General features: G+C 62.3%; 17 protein-coding genes. 6 read left to right on the top strand and 11 right to left on the bottom strand.

Features of this window, described 5'->3' with window-relative positions; all coding sequences use genetic code 11:
- Positions 1 to 16 precede the first annotated feature (16 nt).
- Genes AC1M0F_RS00270 through AC1M0F_RS00260 form a run of 3 tightly spaced genes read right to left on the bottom strand, consistent with a single transcriptional unit; the run spans position 17 to position 3,356 of the window.
- The gene (locus AC1M0F_RS00270) at positions 17 to 937 is read right to left on the bottom strand and encodes a carbohydrate ABC transporter permease (RefSeq protein ID WP_480236203.1); all 921 of its coding nucleotides are present in this window, start codon (positions 935 to 937) and stop codon (positions 17 to 19) included.
- The gene (locus AC1M0F_RS00265) at positions 934 to 1,965 is read right to left on the bottom strand and encodes a carbohydrate ABC transporter permease (RefSeq protein ID WP_480236202.1); all 1,032 of its coding nucleotides are present in this window, start codon (positions 1,963 to 1,965) and stop codon (positions 934 to 936) included. The genes AC1M0F_RS00270 and AC1M0F_RS00265 overlap by 4 nt, the downstream gene beginning before the upstream one ends.
- Entirely contained in the window at positions 1,962 to 3,356 is a 1,395-nt protein-coding gene (locus AC1M0F_RS00260; protein WP_480236201.1) for an ABC transporter substrate-binding protein, read from the bottom strand. Before AC1M0F_RS00260 ends, AC1M0F_RS00265 begins: the two co-directional genes overlap by 4 nt.
- A gap of 130 nt (positions 3,357 to 3,486) precedes the next feature.
- Between AC1M0F_RS00260 and AC1M0F_RS00255 the strand changes: the two genes are divergently transcribed.
- From AC1M0F_RS00255 to AC1M0F_RS00230, 6 genes are all read left to right on the top strand, one after another.
- On the top strand, positions 3,487 to 4,629 hold the full coding sequence (locus AC1M0F_RS00255; protein WP_480236200.1) for an ROK family transcriptional regulator: 1,143 nt from the start codon (positions 3,487 to 3,489) through the stop codon (positions 4,627 to 4,629).
- A 204-nt stretch (positions 4,630 to 4,833) separates the two neighbouring features.
- The gene (locus AC1M0F_RS00250) at positions 4,834 to 5,457 is read left to right on the top strand and encodes a ScbR family autoregulator-binding transcription factor (RefSeq protein ID WP_480236199.1); all 624 of its coding nucleotides are present in this window, start codon (positions 4,834 to 4,836) and stop codon (positions 5,455 to 5,457) included.
- A 176-nt stretch (positions 5,458 to 5,633) separates the two neighbouring features.
- A complete protein-coding gene (locus AC1M0F_RS00245; protein WP_480236198.1) occupies positions 5,634 to 5,966 on the top strand; it encodes a hypothetical protein in 333 nt (110 codons plus the stop codon).
- The gene (locus AC1M0F_RS00240) at positions 5,960 to 6,850 is read left to right on the top strand and encodes a hypothetical protein (RefSeq protein WP_480236197.1); all 891 of its coding nucleotides are present in this window, start codon (positions 5,960 to 5,962) and stop codon (positions 6,848 to 6,850) included. Before AC1M0F_RS00245 ends, AC1M0F_RS00240 begins: the two co-directional genes overlap by 7 nt.
- 416 nt (positions 6,851 to 7,266) lie before the next feature.
- Positions 7,267 to 8,112 (top strand): CPBP family intramembrane glutamic endopeptidase, encoded by an 846-nt coding sequence (locus AC1M0F_RS00235; protein ID WP_480236196.1) that lies wholly within the window; start codon positions 7,267 to 7,269, stop codon positions 8,110 to 8,112.
- A gap of 1,603 nt (positions 8,113 to 9,715) precedes the next feature.
- Complete coding sequence (locus tag AC1M0F_RS00230; RefSeq protein ID WP_480236195.1) at positions 9,716 to 10,138, top strand: hypothetical protein; 423 nt, start codon at positions 9,716 to 9,718, stop codon at positions 10,136 to 10,138.
- Between the two features lie 377 nt (positions 10,139 to 10,515).
- Here AC1M0F_RS00230 and AC1M0F_RS00225 read toward each other — a convergent pair whose 3' ends face one another.
- The 8 genes from AC1M0F_RS00225 to brxD all read right to left on the bottom strand — a co-directional run bounded on the left by AC1M0F_RS00225 (position 10,516) and on the right by brxD (position 26,222).
- Complete coding sequence (locus tag AC1M0F_RS00225; RefSeq protein ID WP_480236194.1) at positions 10,516 to 11,019, bottom strand: hypothetical protein; 504 nt, start codon at positions 11,017 to 11,019, stop codon at positions 10,516 to 10,518.
- 204 nt (positions 11,020 to 11,223) lie between these two features.
- The gene (locus AC1M0F_RS00220) at positions 11,224 to 13,944 is read right to left on the bottom strand and encodes a phospholipase D-like domain-containing protein (RefSeq protein ID WP_480236193.1); all 2,721 of its coding nucleotides are present in this window, start codon (positions 13,942 to 13,944) and stop codon (positions 11,224 to 11,226) included.
- Positions 13,941 to 15,572: a hypothetical protein gene (locus tag AC1M0F_RS00215; protein ID WP_480236192.1), complete on the bottom strand. Its 1,632-nt coding sequence runs from the start codon at positions 15,570 to 15,572 to the stop codon at positions 13,941 to 13,943. The genes AC1M0F_RS00220 and AC1M0F_RS00215 overlap by 4 nt, the downstream gene beginning before the upstream one ends.
- 607 nt (positions 15,573 to 16,179) lie before the next feature.
- Complete coding sequence (locus tag AC1M0F_RS00210; protein ID WP_480236191.1) at positions 16,180 to 18,996, bottom strand: S1 domain-containing protein; 2,817 nt, start codon at positions 18,994 to 18,996, stop codon at positions 16,180 to 16,182.
- 421 nt (positions 18,997 to 19,417) lie between these two features.
- Positions 19,418 to 21,208 carry a YqaJ viral recombinase family protein gene (locus tag AC1M0F_RS00205; RefSeq protein ID WP_480236190.1) on the bottom strand — a complete coding sequence of 597 codons (1,791 nt, stop codon included), beginning with the start codon at positions 21,206 to 21,208 and terminating at the stop codon, positions 19,418 to 19,420.
- 187 nt (positions 21,209 to 21,395) lie between these two features.
- The gene (locus AC1M0F_RS00200; protein WP_480236189.1) at positions 21,396 to 22,676 is read right to left on the bottom strand and encodes a hypothetical protein; all 1,281 of its coding nucleotides are present in this window, start codon (positions 22,674 to 22,676) and stop codon (positions 21,396 to 21,398) included.
- Positions 22,677 to 22,818: 142 nt separating this feature from the next.
- The gene (locus AC1M0F_RS00195; protein WP_480236188.1) at positions 22,819 to 24,882 is read right to left on the bottom strand and encodes a DEAD/DEAH box helicase; all 2,064 of its coding nucleotides are present in this window, start codon (positions 24,880 to 24,882) and stop codon (positions 22,819 to 22,821) included.
- A complete protein-coding gene (brxD, locus tag AC1M0F_RS00190) occupies positions 24,882 to 26,222 on the bottom strand; it encodes a BREX system ATP-binding protein BrxD (protein ID WP_480236187.1) in 1,341 nt (446 codons plus the stop codon). The genes AC1M0F_RS00195 and brxD overlap by 1 nt, the downstream gene beginning before the upstream one ends.
- Between the last annotated feature and the right edge of the window lie 6 nt (positions 26,223 to 26,228).

The raw sequence follows: 26,228 nt of genomic DNA, 5'->3' as shown, positions 1-26,228 counted from the left end.
GGCGGAACCGAAAGGATCAGCCCTTTTCGGCACCAGCCGTGAGCCCGCCGACGAGGAGGCGCTCCGAAGCGAAGAAAAGAACGATGATGGGCAGGGTGATGATGACGGACCCGGCCATGAGTACGGTCGTCGGTACCTCGATGCTGCCCGAGAGCTGCGAGAGGCCGAGCGAGACGGTCCACGAGTCGCGCTTCTCCACGAGAAAGAGCAGGGCGAAGAGGAACTCGTTCCAGGCGATCATGAAAATGAACAAACCGTTGGAGACGACAGCGGGCATGGCAAGCGGAAGGCTGATCTTCCACATCGTCTGCAGGCGCCCGCAGCCGTCGATCGCCGCCGCCTCCTCGAGCGAGACGGGAACCGTCGCGAAGTAGTTGCGCAGCGTGTAGATCGAGACAGCTGCGACCTGCGAGACATACACGATGATCAGCGCGACCAGTGATCCACGAAGCCCCACCTGCGTGAAGAAGACGAAGAGCGGCACGGCGAGCAGGATGGCGGGGAAGAAATACACCGCAAGGAAGAGCCCTGAAACCTGGCGGCGGCCGAAGAACTGCAGGCGGCTTACCGCGTAGGCGCCGGGGATCGTGACAAGCAGCGTGAGCAATACCGTGCTCAGCGCTACGAGCAGCGAGTTGCGCATGAAGACGATGAAGCCCTGGCCGCCATCCGCAACGGGGGTCAGCACGTCGACGTACGTGGAGAGGTTGAACTCTTCGAGCGAAATCCACAGCGCCCCGGGGTTCTGGAGCAGCGAGTCCAGCGACCGGAAGCTCAGCAGCGCCATGTAGTAGAACGGGAACAACGCGACGATCATCAGCAGGACGATCACGATGGGCTTCAAAACCTTGAAAAGGCGGTTCTCGAAGCGGTCGCGGTTGAGACCGCGGCGCTGGGGACGAGAAAGCACCCTCTTGTCGAGACCTGTGGCGGTCATGCCTGTTCCTCCTGTCGTCCGAAGAGCCGGAGGTAGACGGTGACGAGGATCGCGAGGATCGCCGCGAGCACGAGCGCCTGAGCCGCAGCAGCTCCGATATCGCCGCGGGCCGTCATGTAGTCGAAGACGCGTACGGCAACCACCTGGGTTCCCGCTCCCCCGCCAGTCAGGAGGTAGATGTCGTCGAAATTGTTGAACGTCCAGATGAAGCGGAGCACGGTCAGGACAGCGATGGTCGGGACGAGCTGTGGCCAGAGGATGTGCGCGAATCGCTGGCTCGGCGTCGCCCCATCGATCCGGGCCGCCTCGTCCAGGGATTCTGGCACCGCCTGGAGTCGGGCCGTGAGAAAGAGGAAGGCGAACGGGAACGACCGCCACGCCTCGAAGCAGATCACCGTGACGAGGGCGATGGGCACCTGGATCTCGAGTCCGAAGACAGACACCGGTAGCCACCTCTGGGAGAGGAAGGCGACCGGCTCGGACCATCCGAGTACCGTCTGACCGAACCAGTTCACCAGGCCGTACTGCGGGTTGAGGAGCGTCGACCAGACAAATGTGGCCGCGACGACGGGAGCGACATACGGAAGTAGCAGCGACGCGCGGATGATTCCGCGTCCACGGAAAGGTTTGCGCAACGCGAGCGCGGCGATGAGCCCGATGCCGATGGCGAGACCGGTGCCGAATACGGAGTAGACGATCGTGGTCCACAGCGCTTGCAGGAAGCCCGGCGAGGTGAGCACCTCGACAAAGTTTTCGACCGTGTATGAGCCGAACAGGCCGGTCTCACGGATGTTGATCAGCCTGACCTTTTGGAACGCAAGTGCGACGGCCCAGACGATAGGAACGACGACGGCGATCAGGATGATGGCAAGGGTCGGTGAGATCAGCAGCAGGCCGGCGCGCCGTTCCTCGCGGTTGCGTCGCGAGCGGCCGCGCCGGGGCGCCCCGCCTGCGCTGCGATCAGGCCCCTCATCGGGGATCACGGGGGGCCGACCGGTAAGGTCGGCCCCTCCTGCCAACTGGGTCACTGGAGCGACTCCTGGACGGATCGCGCCGTCTCGGCCGCCGTGGTCGCGGCCTGCTCGGCTTCGGCGCCTTGGGTGACTTCGCTGACGGCGTTGGCGACGGGCTGCTCACCCTGAAGTGCTCCCAACAAGTCGCCCTGGCCCTGAGGGATGCCCCACCGCGCGATGTTCGCGGGGCCGGCGGCGATAGCGTCGAGCACATCGGCCGAGTAGAAGTCCGAGAGAGGAGCCTTCGTGTCGACTCCGGCAGGAAGCGTGGCCCAGACGTCGGAGTAAAGCGTGGGCTCGTCCGGCGTTCCGAAGCGGGCAGGCACCTTGCCCTCCGGCGCGATGGCGATCCAGTCTTCGTAGCCGTCGCTCATCATGAACTTGATGAACTCCTGGGCGTCCGTCGCGTTCGCGCCGTCAGTGATGGTCCACGACGTGATCTCGCCGAACTGCGCAGGTTCGTCAGAGTTCGGTCCTGCAATCGAGGTGACGACGCCGGTGTTCTCGGCGAGGAACGCCGGGTTCTCGGCGCACTCCGGGCACGTGGGCTTGGCGTCGTTGCGCAGGCCTGCCATCTCGTCCAGCACGAAGCTCGACCAGATGAACATCGCCGCCTGGCCTCCGAAGTACGTGGCACGGGTGGTGTCGACGTCCTGGGCGCCAGGAACGGAGTAGTTCGAGATGAGGTCGCCGTAGAAGTCGAAGGACTCGACGCACTCCTCGGAGTCGAGAGTGATCTCGGCATCCGAGTCGACGAGCTGGCAGTCGTTCCCGAGAGCGATCTGCTCGAACGTCTGCTCGGTGAACGCGTCACCCGGCGCGGTCGCGCCGACGAAACCGGCAAGTTCAGGAGAGTTCAGCGCCTCTGCCGCCTCGAGGATCTTGTCATACGAGTCCGGTGCGCCCAGGCCGGCTGCCTCGAAGAGGTCCGTGCGGTACAGGAGCATTTGGAGCCACGATTCGCTGGGAACGGCGAGCTGTGCGTCGCCATCTGCGGTGAGCTCGAGTGCCTTGTCGGAGAACGTCGATGGGTCGAGGTCCTCGACGACGGCTGAAACGGCCTCGGTGTCGATGAGTTCACTTGCCGAGAGGGTGCGCACCTGCGGGAGGGAGATGCCGCCGATGACGTCGGGGAGGTCGCCTGCTGCGGCCGACGACGTGATGAGCTGGGCGAACTGGTCCTCGGCGACTGAAACCACCTCCACGTCGATGCCTGACTCCTCTTCGAAGTCGGCGACGATAGCCTCCGTGGCGGCGACGCGGTCGGGCAGGTCTTCCTGGACCCAGAACGTGATGCCCTCATCGTCAGCCCCATCGCCATCCGCGGTCGATGTACAGCCGGTGATTGTGAGCAGGGCTACCGCTGACACTGCCATCATGGTCACTGCCGTGGATCGGATCTTCATCGTGCGCCTCCTTGAGCTTGATGCAGGGTGATGTCAGCCGCACTCGCACGACCGATACGTATAAAAGTTAGGTGTGTTTTGTCTAACTGTCAAGCATAATGAAAAACATCAGGAAATAGGAGGTCGGAGAATGCCCGGACCAGGCGATGTGCTGGCGCTCATTCGAGAGCACGGCAAACTTACCCGCGGCGACGTCCTCGACCTCACGGGTCTGTCGAGGATGACGGTCTCATCACGCATCGATGCTCTGCTCGATTCGGGACTGATCGTCGAACGAGGGACCGAACGCGTCACGGGCGGTCGCCCCTCCCGGCGGCTTGAGTTCAACAGCACACACGCAACCGTGGTGACGGCCTCGGTCGAAACGACTCACACGACGGTCGCGCTGACAGACCTGGCTGGTCGAGTGCAAGCAGAGGAGCGCGTCGCTGTCGCAGTCGCCGATGGACCCGCCGTCGCCCTCAATGCCATCGCCGAACGTGCCCGGGCCCTTCTCGACGAACGCGACCGCCCACGGGTCGCAGCGATCGGGATCAGCGTGCCAGGGCCGGTCGACCCCGACACCGGCCGTCCGAGCCAGCCACCCATCATGCCCGGCTGGGACGCCTACCCGATACCCGAGCACCTCGGCGATGCGCTCGGGGTTCCGGTTCTGGTCGCGAACGACGCTGACGCCGCAGCTCTGGGTGAGCAGCGTGCCGCTTACCCCGACTCCCGGTCGCTGTGCTTCATCAAGGTGTCGTCGGGAATCGGCACCGGAATCGTCCTCGGCGGCAATGTGTACAGGGGCACCGATGGCGGTGCCGGCGACATCGGGCACGTCAAGATCGCCGGATACGAAGACCTGGTGTGCCATTGTGGCGCCAACGGATGCCTCGCCGCAGTCGCTTCCGGAGGTGCCGTCGCGCGTGCCCTCACAGAGCTGGGAAAGCCGGCCGCATCCGGTTCTGACGTCGGGAAATACCTCGCAGCGGGTGACACCGATGCGGCACGGTTGACGCAGGAGGCGGGCCGGGTCATCGGCGGGGTCGTGGCGACCGTCGTGTCGCTTCTCAACCCTGCCGAGGTCATCCTCGGGGGGATGCTTGCATCCGCGCCTCTCCTGACCGGTGTCCGCGAGACGCTCTATCCCCGTTCCCTTCCTCGAGCGACCCGCCACTTGAGTGTCGGCCTTGCAACGCTCGGACAACACGGAGCCACCGTCGGCCTCGCCGCCCTTGTGGTGGACCGCGAGTACTCGGCCGCAGCGGTTGACCGCTCCTTGAACGGGTGAGTCGCCGTGTAGGCGCCGGAGTCGGGCTCGAATCGCCACGACTCGGCTAGCGTACAAAGTACGGTTTGCGGCGACTTGCGGCGACAACCGCTTGAGGCCGACGCTCAGCCACAAGTGGGCGTGCGGCGAGTAGGGTGCTGATCGAAGAATCTTAAGCAGCTGTGGGCCATGATTTCAGCTGTTTCCAGCGAACGAGGACCCAAGATGCCCCAGCAGCAACGTGCCGTGGATACGCGGCGCATCGCACTAGTTGGGGCTGCCGTGACCATCGATCGGCACGGTTACGGCGCCGCGACGATAGCGGAGATGGTGCGGGAGAGCCGCATCACCAAGGGCGCGTTGTACTTCCACTTTCCCTCGAAGGAGGCGGTCGCCGAAGCGATCATCGCATCGCAGGCCGAGTGGCTGGACCGTCACATTGAGACCGACGACTCACCGATGCAGAGAGTCGTCGACCTCTCGTATGAGTTCGCGGAAGCTTTAGTTTCTGATCCGTTGATGCGAGCCAGCATCCGAATGACAGTTGATCGAGCTGGCCCACCAAGTTCAATCGCTCACGGCTACAACTCTTGGATCGTCGCCGTGACCGAGCTCCTCAACCGGGGTCAGGCGGCGGGAACTCTCTACGACCATGTTGTAACCGATGACTGCGCTTTCGTCATTACATCGGCCATCACTGGGCTTCAACTGACGAGTGACGCCCTATCGCAACGTCGAGACCTGACTGAACGGGTTGAGAGCTTTTGGAAGATGATTCTTCCGTCAATCATTCGCCCGGAGTTTCTTCAGACGCTCGACACCAGGCCGCTGGCCAAGCGGGGTACGTGAAGCGGCTTCGGCTAAACAAACCGTCTGGAAGGTTTGTGAGGTAGTTTGGGACGGGTGACCCCTCACAAAGGACCTGACCAATTGCAAAGTTCGATGGCGTACTCGACCGGCGACGTTGCGGATGGTGACAGCGACATGATTGCCGACTCCACACGCCTGCGTGGCACCGAACGGTGATGAGCACCAACAAGCTGCGACCCGCGCGCACCCTCCAGCTAGTGCTCGCCTGGGCAGTCGGAGGCATTGGAACCATCACCACAGCCGTCTCCCTGATACCCGCGGTTGCTGGCATTGTCTCGGTGAGCGGCCTGGCATCCCCGGTGTTCACCGTACCGCTGCTGGTCACGGCCCTCATGTATCTTCTCGTCCCTACCCTCATCGCGTTGGCCATCGCTAATACCGCCCGACGATGGTGGCTGTGGCTGGCCATCGCAATAGCGGTCATCATCCTGCTGCTGATTGCTCGCCCCGCAGTGGGCTCCCTCGGCGTCTATTGGCTGACATGGTGAATCGCGGCAAGCCGAATGCCGGCGCGGGGGTACCGGAACGCGGCCCGATCGGATTATCGATGTCGCTCCGTACCATCGGTGTTGTGCTCGGAGTGGTCACCCTGGCATCGCTGTTGAGCGGATGCGATGGGCGGGCAGAGGTCTCTGCCGAGTTGGGTGAGTCCATCCCGGAGATCGCTGAGTTCAACGAGGTCGCAACGATGGCTGATTTACGAGAGTTCAACGAACCGAGCGCCGACTTGCGTGAACGCTTTGCGTCCTCAGGAGAGGTTTATCGCGTCATCGACTCGACCACCAATCGAGCTCGGATCGCTATCTGGAGGATGGACGTACCCGGCCCTGGACCAGGCCCTTTCAGCCCTGATCCCGAGCGAGGATTCAGCACCGAGGAGTTCGTGGTGGGCACGGCGTGTGCGTTGATTGAGCGGACCGGCGACACGACCACATCCGCACCAATCGACTGTCCCCACGCCCTTGCGACGTGGTCGCCAACGACGGAGGTGGATGCATGGACTCGAGACGCGGCAGCTACCTGGGAGTTGGAGCTCTTCGTTGACAGCCTCCAGGAAGACATTAGATGGCTCCTGTTTCACAACAGCGACGGTAGTCAACCGCGCCGCGAATCGCTCGATGCGGGCGCCGTGGTTGACGTGATCAAGAAATCGCGTTTGTCCTCGGCGGGCACATCCGTCACGGTAGCCGTTGAGGATGTTGCCCAACAGGGCAGCCACATCACGGGCATAGTTCGTATAGCGGCGTCGGCCCCGCAGGAAGTGAACACCACCAAGATGAGCACAGTCACTGCGTGCTTCGTCCTCGACATAGACTTTCAACTGGTAGACCAGTACGGATCGTGGGAGCCGCTGACAAGCCGCAGTTGTTGATCTTCCAGGCCAGAAACACCAAATGGCTTCTGAGAATCCTCAGGAGCGATTTGGTATCGGGTGGTTTCGCAAACGGTTTCGCGAATAACCCACCGGTGGGCTGTTTGCGAAACCCGCCAGCATGCGGGTCGACGGATGCAATGAGTCGGCTTTTCCTCCACGCCCTCCCCGATTTTCCTCCAGTTCCGCCGACTTTCTTCTTCAGCGACCGGCACTTCTGCGGCCGACCGGAGCAGCACCGATCGCACTCCCCCACAGCTCTGGATCGCCAACGGCATCCGCGGACGTCGGATGAAAGATTCGCATCGCGCGTGTCAGCCGGTCGCTCGCCGACAGGAACTTCCAACGAGGCGGGCTGAGCTGGTGCAGATCTCCGGCCTGATATTTTGCTGAGAGACAATTGAGAGGATTTCGCGATGGAAGACACAGCCAACCGTTCAGGATGGGCACGATTCTGGGAAAACGGGCGGTGGTGGAAGGCGCTGATCCTCACGGTCGGCTACCTCGCCGTCTATGAGCCGGCCTCTCTCCTTATGGCCCCGTTCGTTCCATACATCGGCGACGCGGGATCAGCCAGCTATGTATTGGTTCTCATCGCGGTCCCTGTTCTGATCGGGTGCATCATCCTGGTCGGCTTCGGCGCGAGCCTCCGTTGGGTACGAAGCCAGTTCGCCCGGCAGTCAATCCGCGGAGGCGGCTGGATGTGGATCGCCATCGCGGTCGTGCTGCTGTTCAACGTTCTGCGATTCGCCAGCATCGACTACGCCGCTGCAGGCTTCGACTGGGTCGCCGCATGGCTCCTCGCTGGCTTGTTCATCGGTTTCTCGGAGGAGCTGCTCACCCGCGGATACGTCGTGCGGATCATGCGTTCGTCCGGCCAGTCCGAGATCGCGGTCGGCCTCGTCTCCGCGGCGCTGTTCGCCCTACTGCACGGATTCAACTTCTTCACCGGCCAGCCGTTCGTGTCGACGCTGCTGCAGATGCTCTACACATTCTTCTTCGGCTTCTGCATGTACCTCGCCCTGCGCGTGACCGGCACGATCATCGCGCCTATCCTTCTGCATGCGAGCACGGATCCCAGCATCTTCATGCAGGGCACCTACCCCGCGTCTGGCTCGCTCTCGTCGATCGCTCAGCTCGGCAACATCGTCTTGATCCTGGTCGGGGTGGTGCTGGTAGTGGTGTTCATCATCACCGAAATCCGTGCCGGTCACCGCAACCGTTCGGGTCTCGTCGATCCCGCGCGGATATCCGAAGGATAGGAAGCGCTTCACTCCTGCGATACGGGCAGCGTCACCCGCTCTACGGGCAGCGTCACCCGCTCTGCGGACACCGCCCAGACGTCATCGTTCTCCCCAGAGCGCCAAACGCCGTGCGCGGCTGCCACCATTTGCGCAAAGGGGAACCCAGCGGCCCCTCCACGCCTGCCAGCGCGTTCCGGGCAAGCCAACGAACGTCGTCCTGCCGGCACCGGTCCTCGAATGTCCATCGGTCGGGCTTTCGGTGCCGGCGGGTCGTCCTTCTAAGCGACGGCTCGCCAGCGAAGTGCAAGCAGAGCAGGACGGAAGAGCCCCACCCATCGCTCGGGCGACCTCGTCGACTACCCGCCGCTCTCCGATCGGCGAGCGTGAAAAGTCAGTTCACCAGCGGACTCGAACCAAGAACATCGCGTCCCTATTCACGTCGACCCTCACGTCAAACCATCGCTCGCCCCACGACGCACGGAAAACCAGGCGGAAAGGCGAGGCGGAGTCGGAAACCTCGCTGGATCAGCTGGCACCGGGAGCGATTGCAACGCGGGGAGGCAAATGCCAAAACCCCCGGATGACCGGGGGCTTTCCATAAGCTGGGGTACCTGGACTCGAACCAAGAACAAATGAATCCCGTCTCCGGGGTTCCTAGTCCGGTATCGGTGGCGGCGGGTGGGCCTCCCAGGAGCGGCGAACCTTTCACAGGTCCGCGTCGTGACGCGCTGCACGCTGCACTCGGTCGGGATCCTCTTTGAGTTCGTCCCATACGGTGCGACTCCGGTCCGTCAACGAAGTCCTCGCCGCGAGCCAGTCTGCGACGCGGTAATCATCAGCACCGCCTTCCCGCAGCACATCGATGACAGCCTGCAGCCCGTCGAGAACCCTCCCCTCCGAGAATTGCTTCGCCGGGTAAAGCCACACCTGGCCGGGGAACTCACGACGACGCGGCAGGGCCGATGCAGTCGGATCCGACGAGACCGGCGGACCACCGCGAAGGCTCTAGACGCTCCCAGCGTCCCTCACACCGCCCGAGAGGGCAACACCCACCGCACACCGAACAACTTGGCGCGCCCGAAAGCGGCCGCGACGAGTCAAACAATCTATTCCGACGTCCACAACTGGGGAATACCAAGCCCTCGGCCCACGAATGCCCGCAAAACACGAAATCGCTCCTGAAAATACTCAGGAGCGATTTCTTTTTGAGTGGTTTCGCGAACAACCCTTCGGTCGGGCTGACAGGATTTGAACCTGCGACCCCTTGTAAGGAAATAACCTAAACTCGGGTTTTACCGAAAATCTCTGGAAACTGGCGGATTCCCTTGTGTTTACAGGGAACCGGGCGGTTCGCTGCCTCCAATTGTACTCGGTCATTTCGGGTCAGATGAAGCTGAATTTGATGACTAAATGATGACCATTAAACCCCTTGGCGCTCTCAATATATTGTCGCGACTTCGCTTCAGCATCGCTCCGTCTGGGCACCTCGCCTCCAGCACTACGAAGCTCATCGTGAGGACGGATTCAGGTTCGGTCACAGCAACCACAAGTGAGGGCTGAGGGCCCCGACCGAGGCAATGTCGTCCAGTGGCGGGTCTTACATAGTCGCTACTCTCGACACATGGCACTGGAGAACGAAACCTACGTCCTTGACCTCTGCGACGAGGCTCTGGGAACGAAGGGCAAACGGCAGCACACTTTCGACTGGCTGACGGGTGATGCATCACCGAAAACGGGACGCCGCAAGGCACTCCCCGTCGACGCATACTGGCCCAACCTCAGCTTGGTGGTCGAGTTCCACGAGAAGCAGCACAGCGAGGCCGTTAAGCACTTCGACAAGCCGAACGTGCTCACTGTCTCGGGAGTCCATCGAGGGCTGCAACGCCGCCTCTACGATGACAGGCGGCGCGAACTCATCCCCGCTCGCGGGCTCTCACTAATCATCATTCCGATGAGCGACTTCACCGTACGCGGACGCTTCATTGTGAAGGACCACAGCGCCGACCTCGAGGTTGTGCGTAAGACACTAGGCGCATTCGTGTGATCGCTCGCCGGTACACCGGTTGACACTCGACCCGCTGAAAACCTCTCATTCGCAGGCAGAGAGAAGTAAGGGGCTGAATGTACAGAAGATTGGTTCAGCAGTCCCGACTTCGGCCATACGAATGGGCTCAACGGCATTGCGGGCCCCGCGCGGGGTCGTCGATGATGCTGCTAAATAGAGTCGATGGTGCTGCTAAATAAACACGGTCATTAGCTCACCATAGAGAGCGGAGCAACAGGGTTGACGCATTGTTCGAACGCCTTCGTGCGAGCAGTCGCTCGAACAGTCCGAGATCCTCCTCCACGCTTGCAAAGGCAAGCGCCGGGCAGCGCCGCACTGACCGCGAACGAATGTAGCGAGTCCTTTCGATCTCACTATTAGATCCGCCCTCGCATGATCATGACCCGCACGCCGGCCATGATCGCCGTCTCCAAGACAGGCATCGCAGCCTGCGCCAGCTTAACGAGGCGCGTGGCGTTCGCCTCGTTGGCAAGGAACCTCTTGTTTTCGGTACTGACATCGACTCGCATCCTCTGCAGCTGCATCAGGTACTCGAGCAGGAACCGCTCGTGCTCCTCGCTGATGCCGTCGCGCTCGAGACGCCCCTTCGCGATCGCTTGGAGCTCGCGGAACGACGCGCTCAGTTCCGCTTGGTCCTTTTCATTAGAGGCGAGCGTAGTCTTCAGAGTTTCCTCGGCGGCACTCATGGCATCAAGCGAGAACTGAAGGAACCCCGGGACGAGTTCAAACATCTTAAGTCGAAGTTCGTCGGACATCTCTGGAAGGAGTGCGGCCACGTCAAGATACTTTGCTTCGGGAAGATCCTTCAGTGACGATTCGCCGAGTGCTTTCGCTAGCGCGTCCTCGTTATCCAGGGCCATTGATACTCCTTCTGATTCTCATTCACAGTGCTGAGGGCTAACGCTAACGGTCTTGCGCAACTCAATTGGCAAAAAGACCCCGACACATGAGTGTCTCGGTCAACGACAGCGACGGCGAAAGCGACAGCGACGGCGATAGCATCGGACTACTGCCGTGGGTCCCGCGGCCGGCTTGCCAGCGACCACGGTCGAGTAGCGTTGACCTCATCCAATACCCGCTCTGACTTGATGACGACCGGCCACTTGGGCGAGCTCTTCGAGGCGAAGACGCCAAGCGGGCCAAGGCGGCGCAAGGGACTCGATTTCCTGATCGTCGCGATTGACCATGGCGATCCCCGTGGAAGCATTCTCGTCCCAGAAGCCCACGTCGCTGCCATTGCCATCAAACCTGATGCGCAGGTACTGGGTCGGCCAGCCCGCCAAGCGCGCCGCCACGGCGAGACGCGCAAGTGCCTGCCTCACGAGTTCGTGAGTCAAGCCAGGGACGGTCGCATGCACGGCCAGCACCTTCGCGTGGGTCCGAGCTCCGGCTACGGCGACGTCATCGGTTCGCCACTCTGCCCGCCCTGCGGCGACACCGAGCGGACTCAGAACTATGTCGGCGACGTCGTCCGCCGTATCGGGGCCAGCCAAGGCATCAAGGTTTCGCAGGAGCTCGGTGCCAGGTCCTGCGGCCGGACCAACTGACTCGACCAGCTCAGAGTCGAGACCGAATGACTCGTCGAGAATGAGGTGCTGCGCGACGGCTCGCAGGTCGGCTCGTTGTTGGCTGGTCAGCTCGCGACCACGGCAGTCGGCGAGCGCCTTCAGGGTTGTTTGACGAACGTGCGCGTTGTGCAGCACCTGATCGACCGCCTGGCGTTCTTCATCCGTGAGATCACCCAGCAAGCCGGGCTCGGACGAGCGACCCCATAGGAGAGTCCATAACGCGATCTGTGCCTCCTGTGCCTTGTCCGTGTCTACCGCGTTTCGCGCCACGAGTGCCGCCAGCAGGTGGTTGAAGATCGCTGCGTTGGAGACGCCGACGATCGGGCCGAGTTCGGTCACGAATGCTTCGTCCTGCGTCGCAGCTGCATAGCGATCGACGAACCGGTTGAATGCCATCCGGGTCCTGGTGCTGATGGGGAGTGCACGCCGCTGAAGTTCGTCCTCGAAGGCATCGTCGTCGACGTCGTCGTCAGCCATGATGTAACTGTCGCCCGACCGAGCCAAGTCAGTCTCGTCCTGGTCATGCTCGTCGTGGTCTGTTACGCCGAGATCTCCGAGGCGGACCCCGATTGCGGCGAGGACCACCTGAATGTCTGTGGGGGCGACGTCGGCGCGCATCCGTGCGAAGTATCCGGTGTAGCGCGGGTCACGACGCACCCGGGCCCAGTCGAGATTTTCCCAACGCAGGCTCTCGCTGTCGTCCTCTGCTGGGCTGGCGGCGACGGGCTTCGATTTCGCCACCCGCCACGTCGACACTGGGTCGAAGATGAGGGTTTCCTCCAGCTCTTGAAGCAGGACGTAGAGATCCGCGTCCTTGTCAGGCAACGATCCAATATGAGGGAGCATTTCTCGCTCGCCTGCGCGGTCCAGCCGCGCACGGAGCGCAGAAAGGTGGTACGGCCACGTTTCGGATGCCTCCGAGTCTGCGTCGCCGAACTGCACCGTGATGGCGCCACCCTCAGCCGCCAGCGCGGCGTCGATCCCGCTCAAGATTAAGGTGACAATTTGCTCGTCAACCTCGATCGATGTTGGTGTGATCTCACCGTTGGTGCTGATGACTCGGAGGCTCTTCTGCATGCCGCCGATCGCGCGGTCGAAGGCCAGCGTCAGAATGGTGCCGTCGAGACGGCTCCAAAGGATTTTGGGGAGAAGTGACTCGGTGTCGTCGACCGCCGACGCGTGATACGACAAGTTCAACCGGGCGATGTCTGCGATCGGCGACAGGCTGAGGTGCTTGTAGAGGTCCGAGAACTTGCCGGGTGCCCCCTGACTGATAACTCCGATCTCTATATTGCCGGAGTGGGAGGCTTGCATGAGGGCCGACCTTGAAAGATTCGCGGATCCGGTGAGCAGGACCTCGTTATTCACTCCAGCGAGGTGAACCCACTTGGCGTGAATATACGTCGTTGGGTCGTCCGCGACCTCGGCAAGCAGCCACTTCGCTCGTGGTGCCGAAGTCATCACCTGTGCGAGCTTTGCCGTATCGACCGATGTGGCGCGGGACAGCAGGACGCGAACAATCTTCGGCTTGAATTGCGCGATCAGGGCGGCTAGGGCAGCACAGTCCGGGTCGTGAAAGGGGGCGTGCACCGTGAGTTCCTCAACCGGCCAGGTCACGGTGTCGGCGAGCTGCGTGATGAGCGAAACCTCGATGTTGTGTCTGACAGATGAGCGGTCTTCATTCGTCGAAGGCAGCCATGGCGCCTTGGACCACACGGTCTCGAGGAAGTCGATCGTCGGTGGATCGACCACCCCTTTGGCTGCCATCAGATCGATCAATTCCCGAACGGCAACGAACTCGGACAAATGCCGGGTGTCCAGTTGGTCTTGATAGCCGAACACGTGCCATAGCTCGCCTGGAGATCCGTAGCCGTCTTGCCCGAGATTGCCCGATCCAACTATGAGTCGTCCGGAGTGAGGACCTAACAGAACGATCGCCTTTGCGTGCGCTGCTCGTGCATGGCGTAGCGGCGCGGCGAGATAGGTACGATTCACCATTCGATGGTGGGCGCCGACGGCGACAGCCTCCGAAAGGGTGAGGTCGAGTTCTCGACCATCGACGAGGATCGCTCGGAGCGGCACGTGGTCGAGTTGGCGCAGGATGCTGGATTCGAAGAACGATAGGTTGACCCCGAAGGTCAGAATGACGGCGCTCGTCCAGGATCCCTGGATTAGCTCAGGCACTACGAGTGAGCTCGGCGCTGTTCGAGAACTCATTGGGAATCCTCGGCTGGTTCGAAACGTCGGGCGGCATCCGCAAGTGCGCCTGCTGGGAGATCTCCGAGGCGCAGGAGTTGCTCGCCGGTCTTCGTTAGCACGCGGTGCGGTTGCCGTAGCGTCGACACGAGGCCGAGTTCGTGAGCAGTGGTGCTGAGAGCGTTGAATCGGCTGTCATTGAAAGCGGCCGGTGCGTCCTGCATGAAGAACTTAAGGTGACCACCGACGCGACGAACTCGGAAGGTGTCGTCGGGCAATTTGGCTGTGGCAACGCGCTCGTGCTGGACGATGACAAAGTCGCTGATGATCCATCGGGCCAGATCGGAGACCGAGACGCCGGCCATGAGTTTGCGTCCGAGCTGGGCGAAGAATCGCGCCATTCCGACCCGCAGCGAACCACCCTCGGCAAGGAACTGCTGATCCGACATCAGATCGGCGACTCGCGTCGGGGTTCCGAGCCTGCGGTGGACCAGCAGCACGATCGCGAGGGTCGCGAGGACGGTCTCGCCGTCGTCTGTCGTGTTGTTGCATGACTCGAACAAGGAATGTTCGTCCAGCGTTTCGTGTCGGGGCCACCAAGAACCGACCCCAGCCTCGGCGCCGACTTCCATCGCGAGCAGGTCCGCGAAGGACGAGGCGCGGGTCGGGCCTTTGATGGCGGCTCCCCCAAGGTTCCGATCTGCGGAGAACTTCTGCCCATCGAGTGCTTCGTCGATACGTTTCCAGAGGCTGTCGAGTGGGACAACCGCGAGGCCGTCGTCCGATTCGTTTTGTCCGGTCCGAACCACCCAGGCAAAGAGCCGGTTCAACGCGAACGAAAAATACTCCCGTGCCTGGTAGAGGCGCCACCTGAGTGCGACTTCAAGCAAATCAGGCTGTGGCTGGAAGGTCTCCCCCTGGATCTGACGAAAGTAGACCAACTGTCGGAATGTGTCTTGGGTGATTGCTTCCGACTGCTGGACTTGGCTGAGGTCGAGGATCAGCCGAAGGGTCGCTCGACGAGCCGTTGGTTCGGGGCCTGCCCCGGCGTGCGAAAAGAGATCCTGAAGGAGCGGCAGGTCGGGCGTCGACGAACATCGGAGCTGGCACAGGCATCCCTTTGCCGCGAACTCCACGAGGCTGTCGCGGTCGACCTGTTCGGCGAGGTCTCCCGCAAGCGTGTGCGAGACGAGACGAGTCGCTTCAACCGCATCTCGGTAGGAACTGGCGATCGCTTTTCCGGCAGCAGTAGGCGCGTCCCAGGGGAAGCCGTTTGCGGGTGTCGCGATGATCAACGCACCCGTGGCTTCCATGGCTGAACGGTAGTACAGCCCGTAGCCGCCAAGGGGCTCCTTGATGTAATCGAACTGCGGGTCAAAGCTATGCCCGGAAGCGAGAGGCGACACTCGTCGGGAGCCGACGACGTTGGCCACAAGCGTGGAGTGTTCTGGCGCCTCACAAACTTGGCACGCCATCGAGAACATAGCCTCGCGCGGGCGATAGAAGTCCCGGAAGCTGGCGCGGTTTCGTGGGAGGTCCGCTAGCCAGAAGTCATCGAGGACCCATGCATAGAACGACCAGTAACGAGGATGGATCGTCAACACATTGATTCCCGGCGAGAGCGCCGGCAACAGGCGATCCGAACTCACGGATCCCAGCCCCAAGTGGTCCTGACCCGATTTCGGTGGATAGGCGCGGGTCCCCCACGCCGGGCCGGTTTCATCCCAACCCCATTGCGTGCTCCCCACGTCGCTAGCCCCCATTCGCAGCCTCGCGATCGACGGTTCCGCCGATTGCCCACGCCGACTCCGCCCTCGCGCGGGACGCTGCATCTGCAAGACGTCCGCTGATCCTCCCCATGTGGGCTCCCACGGATCCCACGTCTGAGATGATGTCTTGCTTCACGATGCACCCTGCCCTTTCACAGTAGATAAACCGCAGGCTATCGGCCCCACGGCTCCTTCCAGCGAAATTCGAGTGCGCCAAGCAAGGTCGGCAAGAATAACTATGAAGTGGGTGGGGGCTGCTGACAATTTGGTTGACTCTCTGACGTGCCCCCCGGTTTGGTTACCCGAATCCGTGTGAGGGGCTCTGTTCGAGAGGCTTCGTTCCTGCCAAGACCATTCCCTGTCGAGTTCCGCCAGCACGGCGCCTCTACCGCCCCAGCGGGACTGTCGCTGAACCGGCGCTCTGTGGCGTTCCACTTGCGTTGGCGGCCGTGGCGTCAGAACGGATGAGCGTCTGGGCCGACCCTGCCTATCGAGAAATGCATCTCAGAAGAATGGGCTTCCCGTAGGGCATGTCGACTATCTCGACGACGACAAGTTGCCCCGGCGATAGCGAGTTCCCCGCGTCGGATCCGCGCAAGAGACCATCTGCCCCAGCTGGGAGCGAGACAAAAACACCGTAGTCGGCAAGCTTCTTAACTCTCCCCAGGTAGCGCTCGATGCGGGAAAGCATACTGGGCCACGTCTTTGAGCTTGTTCGTGGCGGAACAAGAGGAGCGGCAATTTCATCCTGAAGCTTCAGGATGGCTTCCTGCAACGATTGTCGGGTCGCTCCGAGAGTCTTGCGACGCCAGAAGGACGCAGTGACCGGAAGCGCAAGGAAGCGCTCAAGTTCAAGAGCAAGCCTGCCCTTAGCGGTGCGAGCACGGTCCTGTTGCCGCTGGTTGGTTTGTTCCTGGAGTCGATTGGCGGCTTCTTTGCGTTCCCGCTCGGCGGCCTGCTTCTGACGCTGCTGCTCGGCGTGCTCGCGACGTTCCTCTTCCTGCCTAGCCGTTGCCTCGCGCCGGTGCTCGGCCTCCGCCCGGAGGCGCCTCTGGCTCTCTACTCGGACCGGACGAATCTGATCCTCATACCGTGCCTGCGCCTCGGAAATCTCTGCGAGATCGTCCTGCCCAGCCCGCTGATCCTGTCGCGAGGCCTCGCGCTCTGCCCTGGCGTCCGCCTGCTCAGAGACCGCAGCGTCGCGCTCCGCACTCAATTGCTCTTTGACACGTGGCGTCGCGGCGACCGCAATTTCCGAGTCCGCCCACTGTTCGCGCTCCTCAGCGGCAGCTAGCCATTCACCTGCCGCAACTTCCCGCGCCTTCGCTTCCTCTACTCGGGCACTCGTTGCCTTGTGTACGGCACTCAAGAGAGGTTCGTCGATGGAGATTGAGTTCGTGGTACGAGCCAAATCGTCGGTGTACTTTTGAACAACCCGCTCCAGGTCAGCTACCACACTGGCGTGCTTGCGCGCCTCGTCGCCTCGTGTTTTCCCTGCGTCAGCGCGCTGTTGCGCGTCCTTGGACCGTTGAACAGCGGCATCACGTCGCCGACCCAGCTCTTCCATTTGCTTCGCCCCGCGAAGTTCGGCACGCTTCCACTGCGCGTACCCGAGCACCTCCCGAGCGATGATGAGCGTCCCGAGGTCGTCATCGCCTGCCGCCTCCGAGGCAGCGACGGCGCAGCGAACCGCTTGGACGATCCGTTCACGACGGTCGGCGCTCGGTACGCTCCGAGACGATGCCCCGTACGAACCGGCGAACCATCCGGGACTTGACACCGTCCTCGAAACCGGCTCTGCCGAGTAATCATTCAGGTCGGTTGAGGACTCATTGGCCAACGTGCGCACTTCATCGGCGATCGCGCCATGACTGCGTCCGTCGGCCAACGGCGACGTGAGGGCCGCAGCGAACTGTCCAGGTAAGGATTGATGGAGCCTGGCTCGGAGGTAGATTCGCGTCTCCTCGAAAAACCAGTCTTCGAGCAACCCGTACTCGGAGGAAGAAGCGGGAGCGCGGAGGGCAGCCTCCATGCTGTCGAGCAGAGTCCCGGTTCCGGCCGAAATCTCCGGATGCGTTGCTACCATTGCTGCGAGTTTCTCGCGTGACTCCTCACGTAGCGCTTGCGTCCTTGCCTGAATCGCCAAGATCTTTCTAACCGTAGAGAAATCAAACCCGGCATCGTCAGCATCCATCGTTACGGCGTCGATGAGGTCGAGGCCTTGTTTGCGCCAACGTGCCAACCTGAAATCCGCCTCTGCCGCAAGACTCGTTCCGGTGATCTCCGCGAACGAAGTCAGGACCTGCTCACCCTGGGTCGCCGCCAGCCAATCGAGTGCATCTTCGTCCCCTTCGTGCGCCTTGCGAATCTGTTCGGCGAATGTGGCGGCATCGAGGCCAAGTCCCCGAAACTGTAGAGGGCCGTCTGGGTCGAGGATGCCTTGAAGGTGCACGTATTTTGAGGCAATTGATTGACCCGAGTTGAGCACCGCTAACGCGGCCTCCATCCCGCCAGCCCCTGCGAGAAAGGTAGTGAGCCGGGGATCGACGCCTTCGTCGAGTTCTTCAGTAGCGGCACCCCAGTGGACCCGCATCTGCTCGGCCAGTTCGGCCGGGGTTCGGACGAGCACTGGAGTCCAGGTCGGCCGATACCCCAGCGCTGATCGCGCCCGGGGACGGAGAGCGTTATCCACGGCTTGGTCCGGGCTCGGTTCGCCGTTGCCCATGAACCGAACCTGAAGGGATGGCTTTCCCTCGAAGGCCGAGTTGCGAACCACTTCAGCCTCTACGACGATGCGCGGCTGTGCTGGATCGGAATGGTCGGAACGGATTGAATAGGAAACGGACTCGACGGGGCCGTCTTCAAGGGCCACGCTAGAACCCTCTGTATCGTCCCCGCCAAGGGCGACCCGCACCAACGAATCGAGGTCGTCGGGCACGCCGAGCAGTTCAGACAGGATGCGCGTGGGCCCGGTTTCGGACGATGCAAGCTGACTTTGCGGACCGGGGCCGAGGGCCGGTTGCAGCAAGGAGCCGAGATCTCCGTTGCCTCCAAGCAATCCCGATAGAACCCCAGATGGTCCGAAGCCCGAGACCACCAACGGAGTGTAGGCCGACCCGCTTGACGGGCTGCCGCCTGACCGGCCCGAACCGGCTGACGAATTCCGTGCAGATCCCCCGATTGCTTGGCTCGCCCTGCCCATCGAGTAGTACTTGCCGTCATACTTGCCGTCCGCCTTCAGCGCATCAACTTGCTTGAGCGTTGCTGGACGCGACCAACGGCTTGAGCTGGATCGGCGCGCCATGGCTGCCCCTTCCTGAGTCTGCCGTCTGAATGTGGAGAAGACTACCGGTTGCGCGGCCGGGAACGATCCAAGATGTAGTTTCTGCCTGATGTCGTCGGCCTCGACAGGTGCTCCACGAAGTTCCGGAGAGGGCCGTGCTCGATTGTGGCTTTGTGACTGGCGGTCCAGGTGTCGGCGCTGCGCCTACGTGCAGACAGAGGACGACCGGGTGCGATCAGGCAGAGACCCATTCCATTCGTCTACTGGATATGGCGGCCCAGAAATCATTGAAAGTGACTCGATGCGGACGTCGACGGCTCGTGGGCATGACATGCACCACCCTCCTCGGTCGTGATCTCCGGCCGGTTGCCCAATATCGCCCTACGGCTCGCCGATGCTAACGATCGTGCATGCTTTCGCCTCAGCGCGGGCTTGGTTCGCCCTAACACGGGGCTTCCCGGTGGACTCGTCCGATACCCGGATACGCCGAGAACCATACGTAGTCCCCGAGCGCCAAGACGTAATGGAGCTCGTCGTGCAACGTAGTGAGTGTCGCAGCGAGACGCCCCTTCCTTATCCGGTGTATGCGCCCCTTGTTCGTCGCAGCGAACACGTCTGTCCCATCTGCAGACATGCTCTCAACGACCTCCCAGCCAGGCAGAACGATGCGTATTCTCGGTCCGGGATCAAACGTCGAGAATCCCCTGATCAACCCGTGTTGAGCATTAATCCAGACGATGCCACCAGCGCCGAAGAGTTGCTGATCCATAGCGCGCACCTCTGCGGTTTCGTGAACTATTAGTCCAGTAACGGGATCTACGGTCACAATGACCTGCTGATCATCTGCACCGACTATCCCCCGAAGGTTGCGCCGATGAACTAATAGTTTGGTGATTCGCTTGTCGACCGAGACGGCCGACACGTACCGCCCATCGGTCGGATCAAGCCGAAGTAATGTGGCGCCCTTCAACAGCCAGATATTCATCCCGTCGGACAGCAGTTGAGCGTCTCGCACCGGGACGACACCGACCACAGCGTGATCCGAAACCCGCACGATGGCCACACCCTCCTCCCCCTTGACCCACACGTTTGCACCGCACAGTATCGGCGCGTCGATGTTTTCCAACGGAATCTCTGTGACGCTCAGGACGACGGGTATCTCGCCGTTACTTATCCGGTAAAGCCGGCTGGTATACCAGTCGTCCGGGTCGAGCCAATGCTCATCGTTGGTGGAAACCCACAGCTCCTCGCCCTTCCCAACAAACCCCGAGACGACACCATCCAGAAAGCAAACCTCGCTTGGGGACAGCGTGACGTTCGAATCTGTCTGTTGCACGGTGAAGTGAGCCCAACTGCGTATGCGCTCCGACCATTCAGCTACGTCCGAAACGCCCTCCCGACTGAAATTGAAGAAGGAGATTGCAGCGCCCGTTTCACCCCGCGCCCGCCACGCCGCATCCAAACCTTCACCATCGACTGTCTCCCAGGCGTCCCACGCGTCGACCTCCTCGTCGTCCTCGACGTCCTCGACGTCCTCGATGACGATCTGCTGATGGGCTCTGAACGGCAGCGCATACTCAGGAGTGTTCCCTGACGTGTTTGCACTGATGTTGTCTATCGAAACTCCGGGAGCCGCTCCGGTGCTCGACGCGTACCGGTCAAGGTCCGCCAGAAATTCGGTCGCGATGAGTTCGAGTTCGCTGATACGTGACTCATCCCTCCCCATTCGCACGAATTTGGGTGCAGGCCCGCGGGGAACGAACTGCACGTGCTCTTCCCAAATGAACACGCATTGATCGGCGCCGGTCACGAACAACTGCCACTGGACCTGGTCCCGATAGTGGCGAGGAATATCGTTCTCTCCACTCCAAACCTTCGAAGTAGTTTTGTACTCGCCGATGCCCGTCAAGCCAACGCCATCAGGGGTAGCCATGAATCGTGGATTGTCGTGGCGTGCGAAAAGGGAGGTATTGCGGACTAATCCGAACTGACTTTCCCCGATTGCCGCCATCACGGGTTCACGCAGTTTTCCGTGTTCTGTATACACGTTTGGGACGAAGGCAGTCGTCCTTTCAGCCTTGTGCTTTAGCAGAGCCGTGCGCTCCTCCAAGCCGCCACGTACCAACGTCGAAATATCGGTCGCGGTCACCCCGGTCCGACGGCGGGCCAGCCATTCTTGGGGGTCGCCGTCGCTGTCAGCGACGATGACACATTTTGTCAATCCTTCTGGCATCCGAATGTCCTAGTCCGCTCGACGATGTGTTGATCTTGTGGTCTGCGCGAGCCGTGTGACCTCGCAGGTGCCGGCATCGCCCATGACGAACGTTCACTCGACCAAGCCTGAGTCGAGTATCCGAAATTCCGAGGCGTTCGGTGCCTATTTGTCGCCGTCGGCACGATTCCCTGTTTTGCCACCGGGCCTACTCGTTCTGGGTGAGCTTCAGAGGCTCGTCTTCATCGTCCGCCAGTACCTGAAGGAGATGGCCGGACGACGTCATCAGGTAGCGAATCTCGATTTCGCCATCAATTTTCAGCGGAGACACTTGATCTCGAAGCCGCTCTTGTCGCGCCGTCACCCTTTTGGCGGAGTCATGCCAACGGCCTTTGAGCTCAACCTGGGTGAGGCGATCGGTCAGTTCCGTCGCGTCCCTTTCAGCTTCGCCTAGCTGATCAACCTTCGACGCGATGAACTTGCGCAATGCGGCATACGGGTTCGTGGGATCAGCGAGCGCGACGGCTGCTGCCTCGGCGACTAACGCCTTTCGTCTTATCGCAATCGCGGCTCTCGACAGGTGAAGTTCGCGGACGAAGTAGGTAACATCCTTTTCCTTGCCGCCGAGAGCTTCCTCGAGACGGCGATAGTCCGCCTTGCCGTCCTCATCCACCAGTTCATCGATCACGCCGCGGTGCGTTTCCAAGAACTGCTGAGAGCGGTGGAACTCGTCGTCTGCGCTCTTCAATGCAAGTTCGAGATCCGGGTGGTGTCCGTCAAGCAGCAGGCTGATCACGCGGGACAGCTGGTTGTCAGCGGACCGTTGATCCTTGATTCGTTCAATGTAGTAACGCTCCTCTTGCCTGCCAAGGAGGACTTCGACTCGGCGCTGATGCGCCCGCTGTTCACGTTGAGCCAACATGTCCAGGACCATGACGGTTCCCGCGACGGCGAAAACAGGCCAACCTGCCGCGACTGCACCGCCAACAGCAACAGGTTTCAGCACCGCGTGCGCTGTGTTGCCGCCGCTGCGAGAGAAGCCTCGGAATCCTGAGGTTCCGACGGCTTTGACGAGCTCTGCCCCCTTAGGCAGCACTACCCGGAACAACGTCGGATTCTTAGGGTTGAGTGCCTTGACAATGTCGACCATCGCCCGCTGCGCCGCCGCGTTCACGGGCACCGTGTGGAACTTGGCGATTTCCGACTCGCTCACCGGGTAGTACTCGATGGCAACGGGCACTGCCGCGGCTTCGAGCGCATCCCAGACCGCCGTCGAGGTGGACCCCGCGGATCGCAGAACGTCCTCGGGGACCAGGAGCCCAGCCGGGGGAAACTCGGGTCGAACTTCGATCACAGCCTTCGGAACTGACGTCTCGACTCTTCGCTCGACGCGAGCACTTCGCGAGAATCGCCAGATCAGCCCCGCTGTCAGAATCACTGCGACGGCGACAACGGCGATCAGTAGCGCGGAGTCGATCGATCTCTCCATTCACTCACTAGTTCTGGCAGGATGGCAGCCCACTCGACGCTACTGCAGACGAGTCCTCTAGCTATCTTGCTCACCCGAACTGGGGCACTGCCGCGCCAAGTTTGTCGCGGGCGCACCCCACCATCTGCCTCGCGAGCCCGGCTCACTGAATCACGATCCTGCTGTCCGCGACGCGCGACGCCCCACGCCGATCCACGAACCTCTCCGCCAGTGTCGCCGTCGCCATCTCGACTGGTAGCGCCGCCGAGAACTTCAGCCCCGCGACCGCCTCGGCCGGTACCGCCGGCAGCGCGGCCTCAACGTCCGCCGCCCGCACTTCTGCGACCGTGATGCCGTCCTTGAAGCGGATCATCTCGTTGTCGGCGATCGCCTCCGCCGCCGCCTCCCCGAGCGCGGCGATCAACATGCCGTGCGCCCGAAGGCCGCCGAAACCCCAGAGTGTGGCTCCCTTCGCGCCCTTGTGGAGCACGAGACCGTCGGCATCGACGTCATCAGTGCGCAGATCGCGGAGATACTCGAGCTGCCGCACTGCGCGCGCCGAGAGCGTCACCGGCGGGTTCTCCCCCAGCAGCATGTCGCGGCGCGCGCAGACGAGCTCAACAGGTTCGGCGATCGAGCCGCTCGACCAGCGAACCTTGCCCTTCTCGGGGTGCGACGTGACGCGAACCCGACGCTTCTCCCATTCGACGTCGTCGACGCGCCAGGCGCGACCGTTGAGCAGCAGTGGGCGGATCCCGTCTGTGACGTCCTTTGGGAGTGCGATCGGCGCAACCGAGCCGATCTCCTTCGTGCCCTCGAGCACGCGGATTTCGAGATCAGCGATGAACGAAGACAGAAGATCCATGAAGTTGCGGCGGCCGAAGGCCCGCTCAGCGGTCGGGCCGACCACTAGGAAGTCACCGTCAGCGACGAGGAAGTGCTGGGCAACGAGGTATTCGAGCACCTCGTCTGCTCCGTCCATAACCGCGCACCCAGCCCACCAGTCCTGCCAACCCGCTGAAGGAATCCGTCCCTCTTGCAGCGCGAGTGCTAGCAACTGCTGGGCCGCGATGTGCCGTGGATGCGGCGGTGCCACGATCGGTTCTACGAAGCCACGCGACCACAACACCAGCAGGCCTGCGGCTCTTGCGAATCCGTCGAGGTCGGTCGCCAGGAAGAGAGCGTTGCGTGACGTCCCTGGCCGCCGCCCGGTTCGGCCCAATCGCTGTAAAAACGCCGAAACGGAGAACGGCGCGTCAATCTGGATCATCCGGTCGAGGTCGCCGATGTCGATCCCGAGTTCAAGTGTCGAGGTGGCGACGATCACGCAGTCGCGCGCCTCTGCGAATGCCTGCTCGCTGATGCGCCGTTCGTCGACGGACAGCGACGAGTGCGAGACGTAGGTTGTCACGTCGCGCCGCCGCAGCTCGAAGGCGAGCTCCTCGGCCTGCGCGCGTGCCTGGCAGAAAACGAGCCGCTTTTCCCCTACGAAGAGACGCGACAGGATTTCAGCCGCGTTCTCCAACGACCCCACATAGTCGAGCGTCACCTCCGGTTGCGCGATTGTGCTCGAATCCCGCACGACTTCGGCCGCTACCCCACGCGCCGCGTTGGACCCCTGCAGCCACTGCAACACCTCGTCGGGGTTGCCAACCGTCGCCGAGAGGCCGATCCGCTGAATCGGTCGCTCAGCGATCCGTTGCAACCGCTCGAGCACCGCGAGCAGGTGCCAGCCCCGATCGGATGCCGCGAACGAGTGCACTTCGTCGACCACGATCGCCCGAACGTGCCGGAAGAACTGGTGGTGGGACACGCGCCGGGAGACGAGCATCGCCTCGAGGGATTCTGGCGTGGTGAGCAGGATATCCGGCGGTTCGGCGAGGATGCGGCGACGATCGCCGACCCCGATGTCACCGTGCCACAGCGCGACCCGTCGCCCGCCCCAATCGGCGTACGTCGTCAGACGCGGCAGCAGATTGTTGAGCAGCGCTTTCAGGGGTGTGACGTAGATGACGGTAAGACCTTGCCACGAGAAATCCATCATGTTCGAGAGCAGCGGGAACACTGCCGCCTCGGTCTTGCCACCGGCGGTCGGGGCGACGAGTAGGCAGTCGGCGCCGCTGCGAATGGGAGCGATGGATGCCTCCTGCAGGGGCCGCAGCGCGCTCCAGCCGAGCGAGTTGACGACGTGATACCCGATCGCCGAGTGCAGGCCGACGTCGGGCATCAGATGCCGAGGTCGATGTCGTCGACGCCCATTGGCGCAACCGCGCGCACATCGCCGCGTCGGATCGCCGCCTGCTCCTCCTCGGTGAGCGCGGTGAGCGGCCCGGTTTCGCCGAGCGCCTCGCGCCGGGGGTCGTAATCGGCGTGGAGGTCGACCTTATCCATCACGTCGATGAGTTGGCGGAGGAACACGCGCGGTGCGATGCCGACCTTGCTTCCGAGCTGGCCGGCGATCTTCGCAGCGAAGGCGACGATGAACGCGTCGTCGATGGCATCCGCGACGCGGGACCCGTTCTCAGCGCCGTCGGCGTAGATGTCGCGGATGCGCCCACCGAGTTCGTGCAACGAGTTGTTCGTGAAGCCGGTGAGCCGCAGCTGCGGAGCGCGCGGGTTGTCGAACCGCGGGTTCGTCTCGAACTTCGTCTCGAGGCGCTGTGCGAGGGGAGCGAGCCGCTGTACACCTTGCTGCCCGTCGAAGAACGCAGGCGTGCCTGTCATCAGGATGTACAGCCCCGGGAAACGGCCGGAGTCGACCTCGTCGAGCAGTTGTCGCAGGCTGTTGAGCGACTTCTCGCGTACATCAGAGCGGACCCGCTGCAGCGTCTCGACTTCGTCAAGGATGACGACGAGACCCGAATAGCCGGAGTCACGCAGCACTGTGAGGAGTCCCTGCAGGAAGCCAAGGGCGCCGAAGTGGTCGAGCTCGCCCTTGACGCCGGCGTAGCGTCGCACGCTCGATGCAACGTGCGGCTGACCGCCAAGCCACGCGAGCAACCCTTCGGCTTCCGCCGCTTCGCCACGCTCGACAGCAACGCGATAGCCGCGCAGAGCCGCGGCGAAGGCCGGCGCCGTCTTGCTCACGTTCGCGAGCCGCTTCGTAATGAGGTCGTCTGTGGCGGCGGCGATGGCATCTCGGTCGTTGGCGTGGACACCCGCCTCGACGACATCGCCTTGGAGGTTGAAGAACCAGTTGTCGATGATCTCCTTGAACGCGCTGGGCCGGGCCGACGCGGTCGAGATGCTCTCGATGATGCGACGATACACGGTCTCGAGTCTGTGCAGCGGTGTCTCGGTCTCGGAGATCTGGATCTCCGCTGTGGCAAACTCCTGAGTCTTCGCCGTCTCGCTGAGCCAGCGAGCGAAGAACGTCTTGCCCGATCCGTACTCGCCGCGCACGGCTTTGAACTGCGCGCCGCTGTTGGCCACGACCTGCAGTTCGGCTTTGATCGTCGCCCCGAAGCGATCGAGGCCGACAGCCATCACGTCGAGGCCTCGCTGCGGCACGGTGCCGCGCCGGAGCGCGTCAACGATCTCCTGGCGGCGGCGTGGGCTGACAGCCATATCCAA

The sequence above is a fragment of the Mycetocola sp. Y719 genome (genome assembly GCF_056713205.1).
Note: the sequence above shows the minus strand (reverse complement) of the source record. Positions and strands in the feature narration are given on the sequence as shown.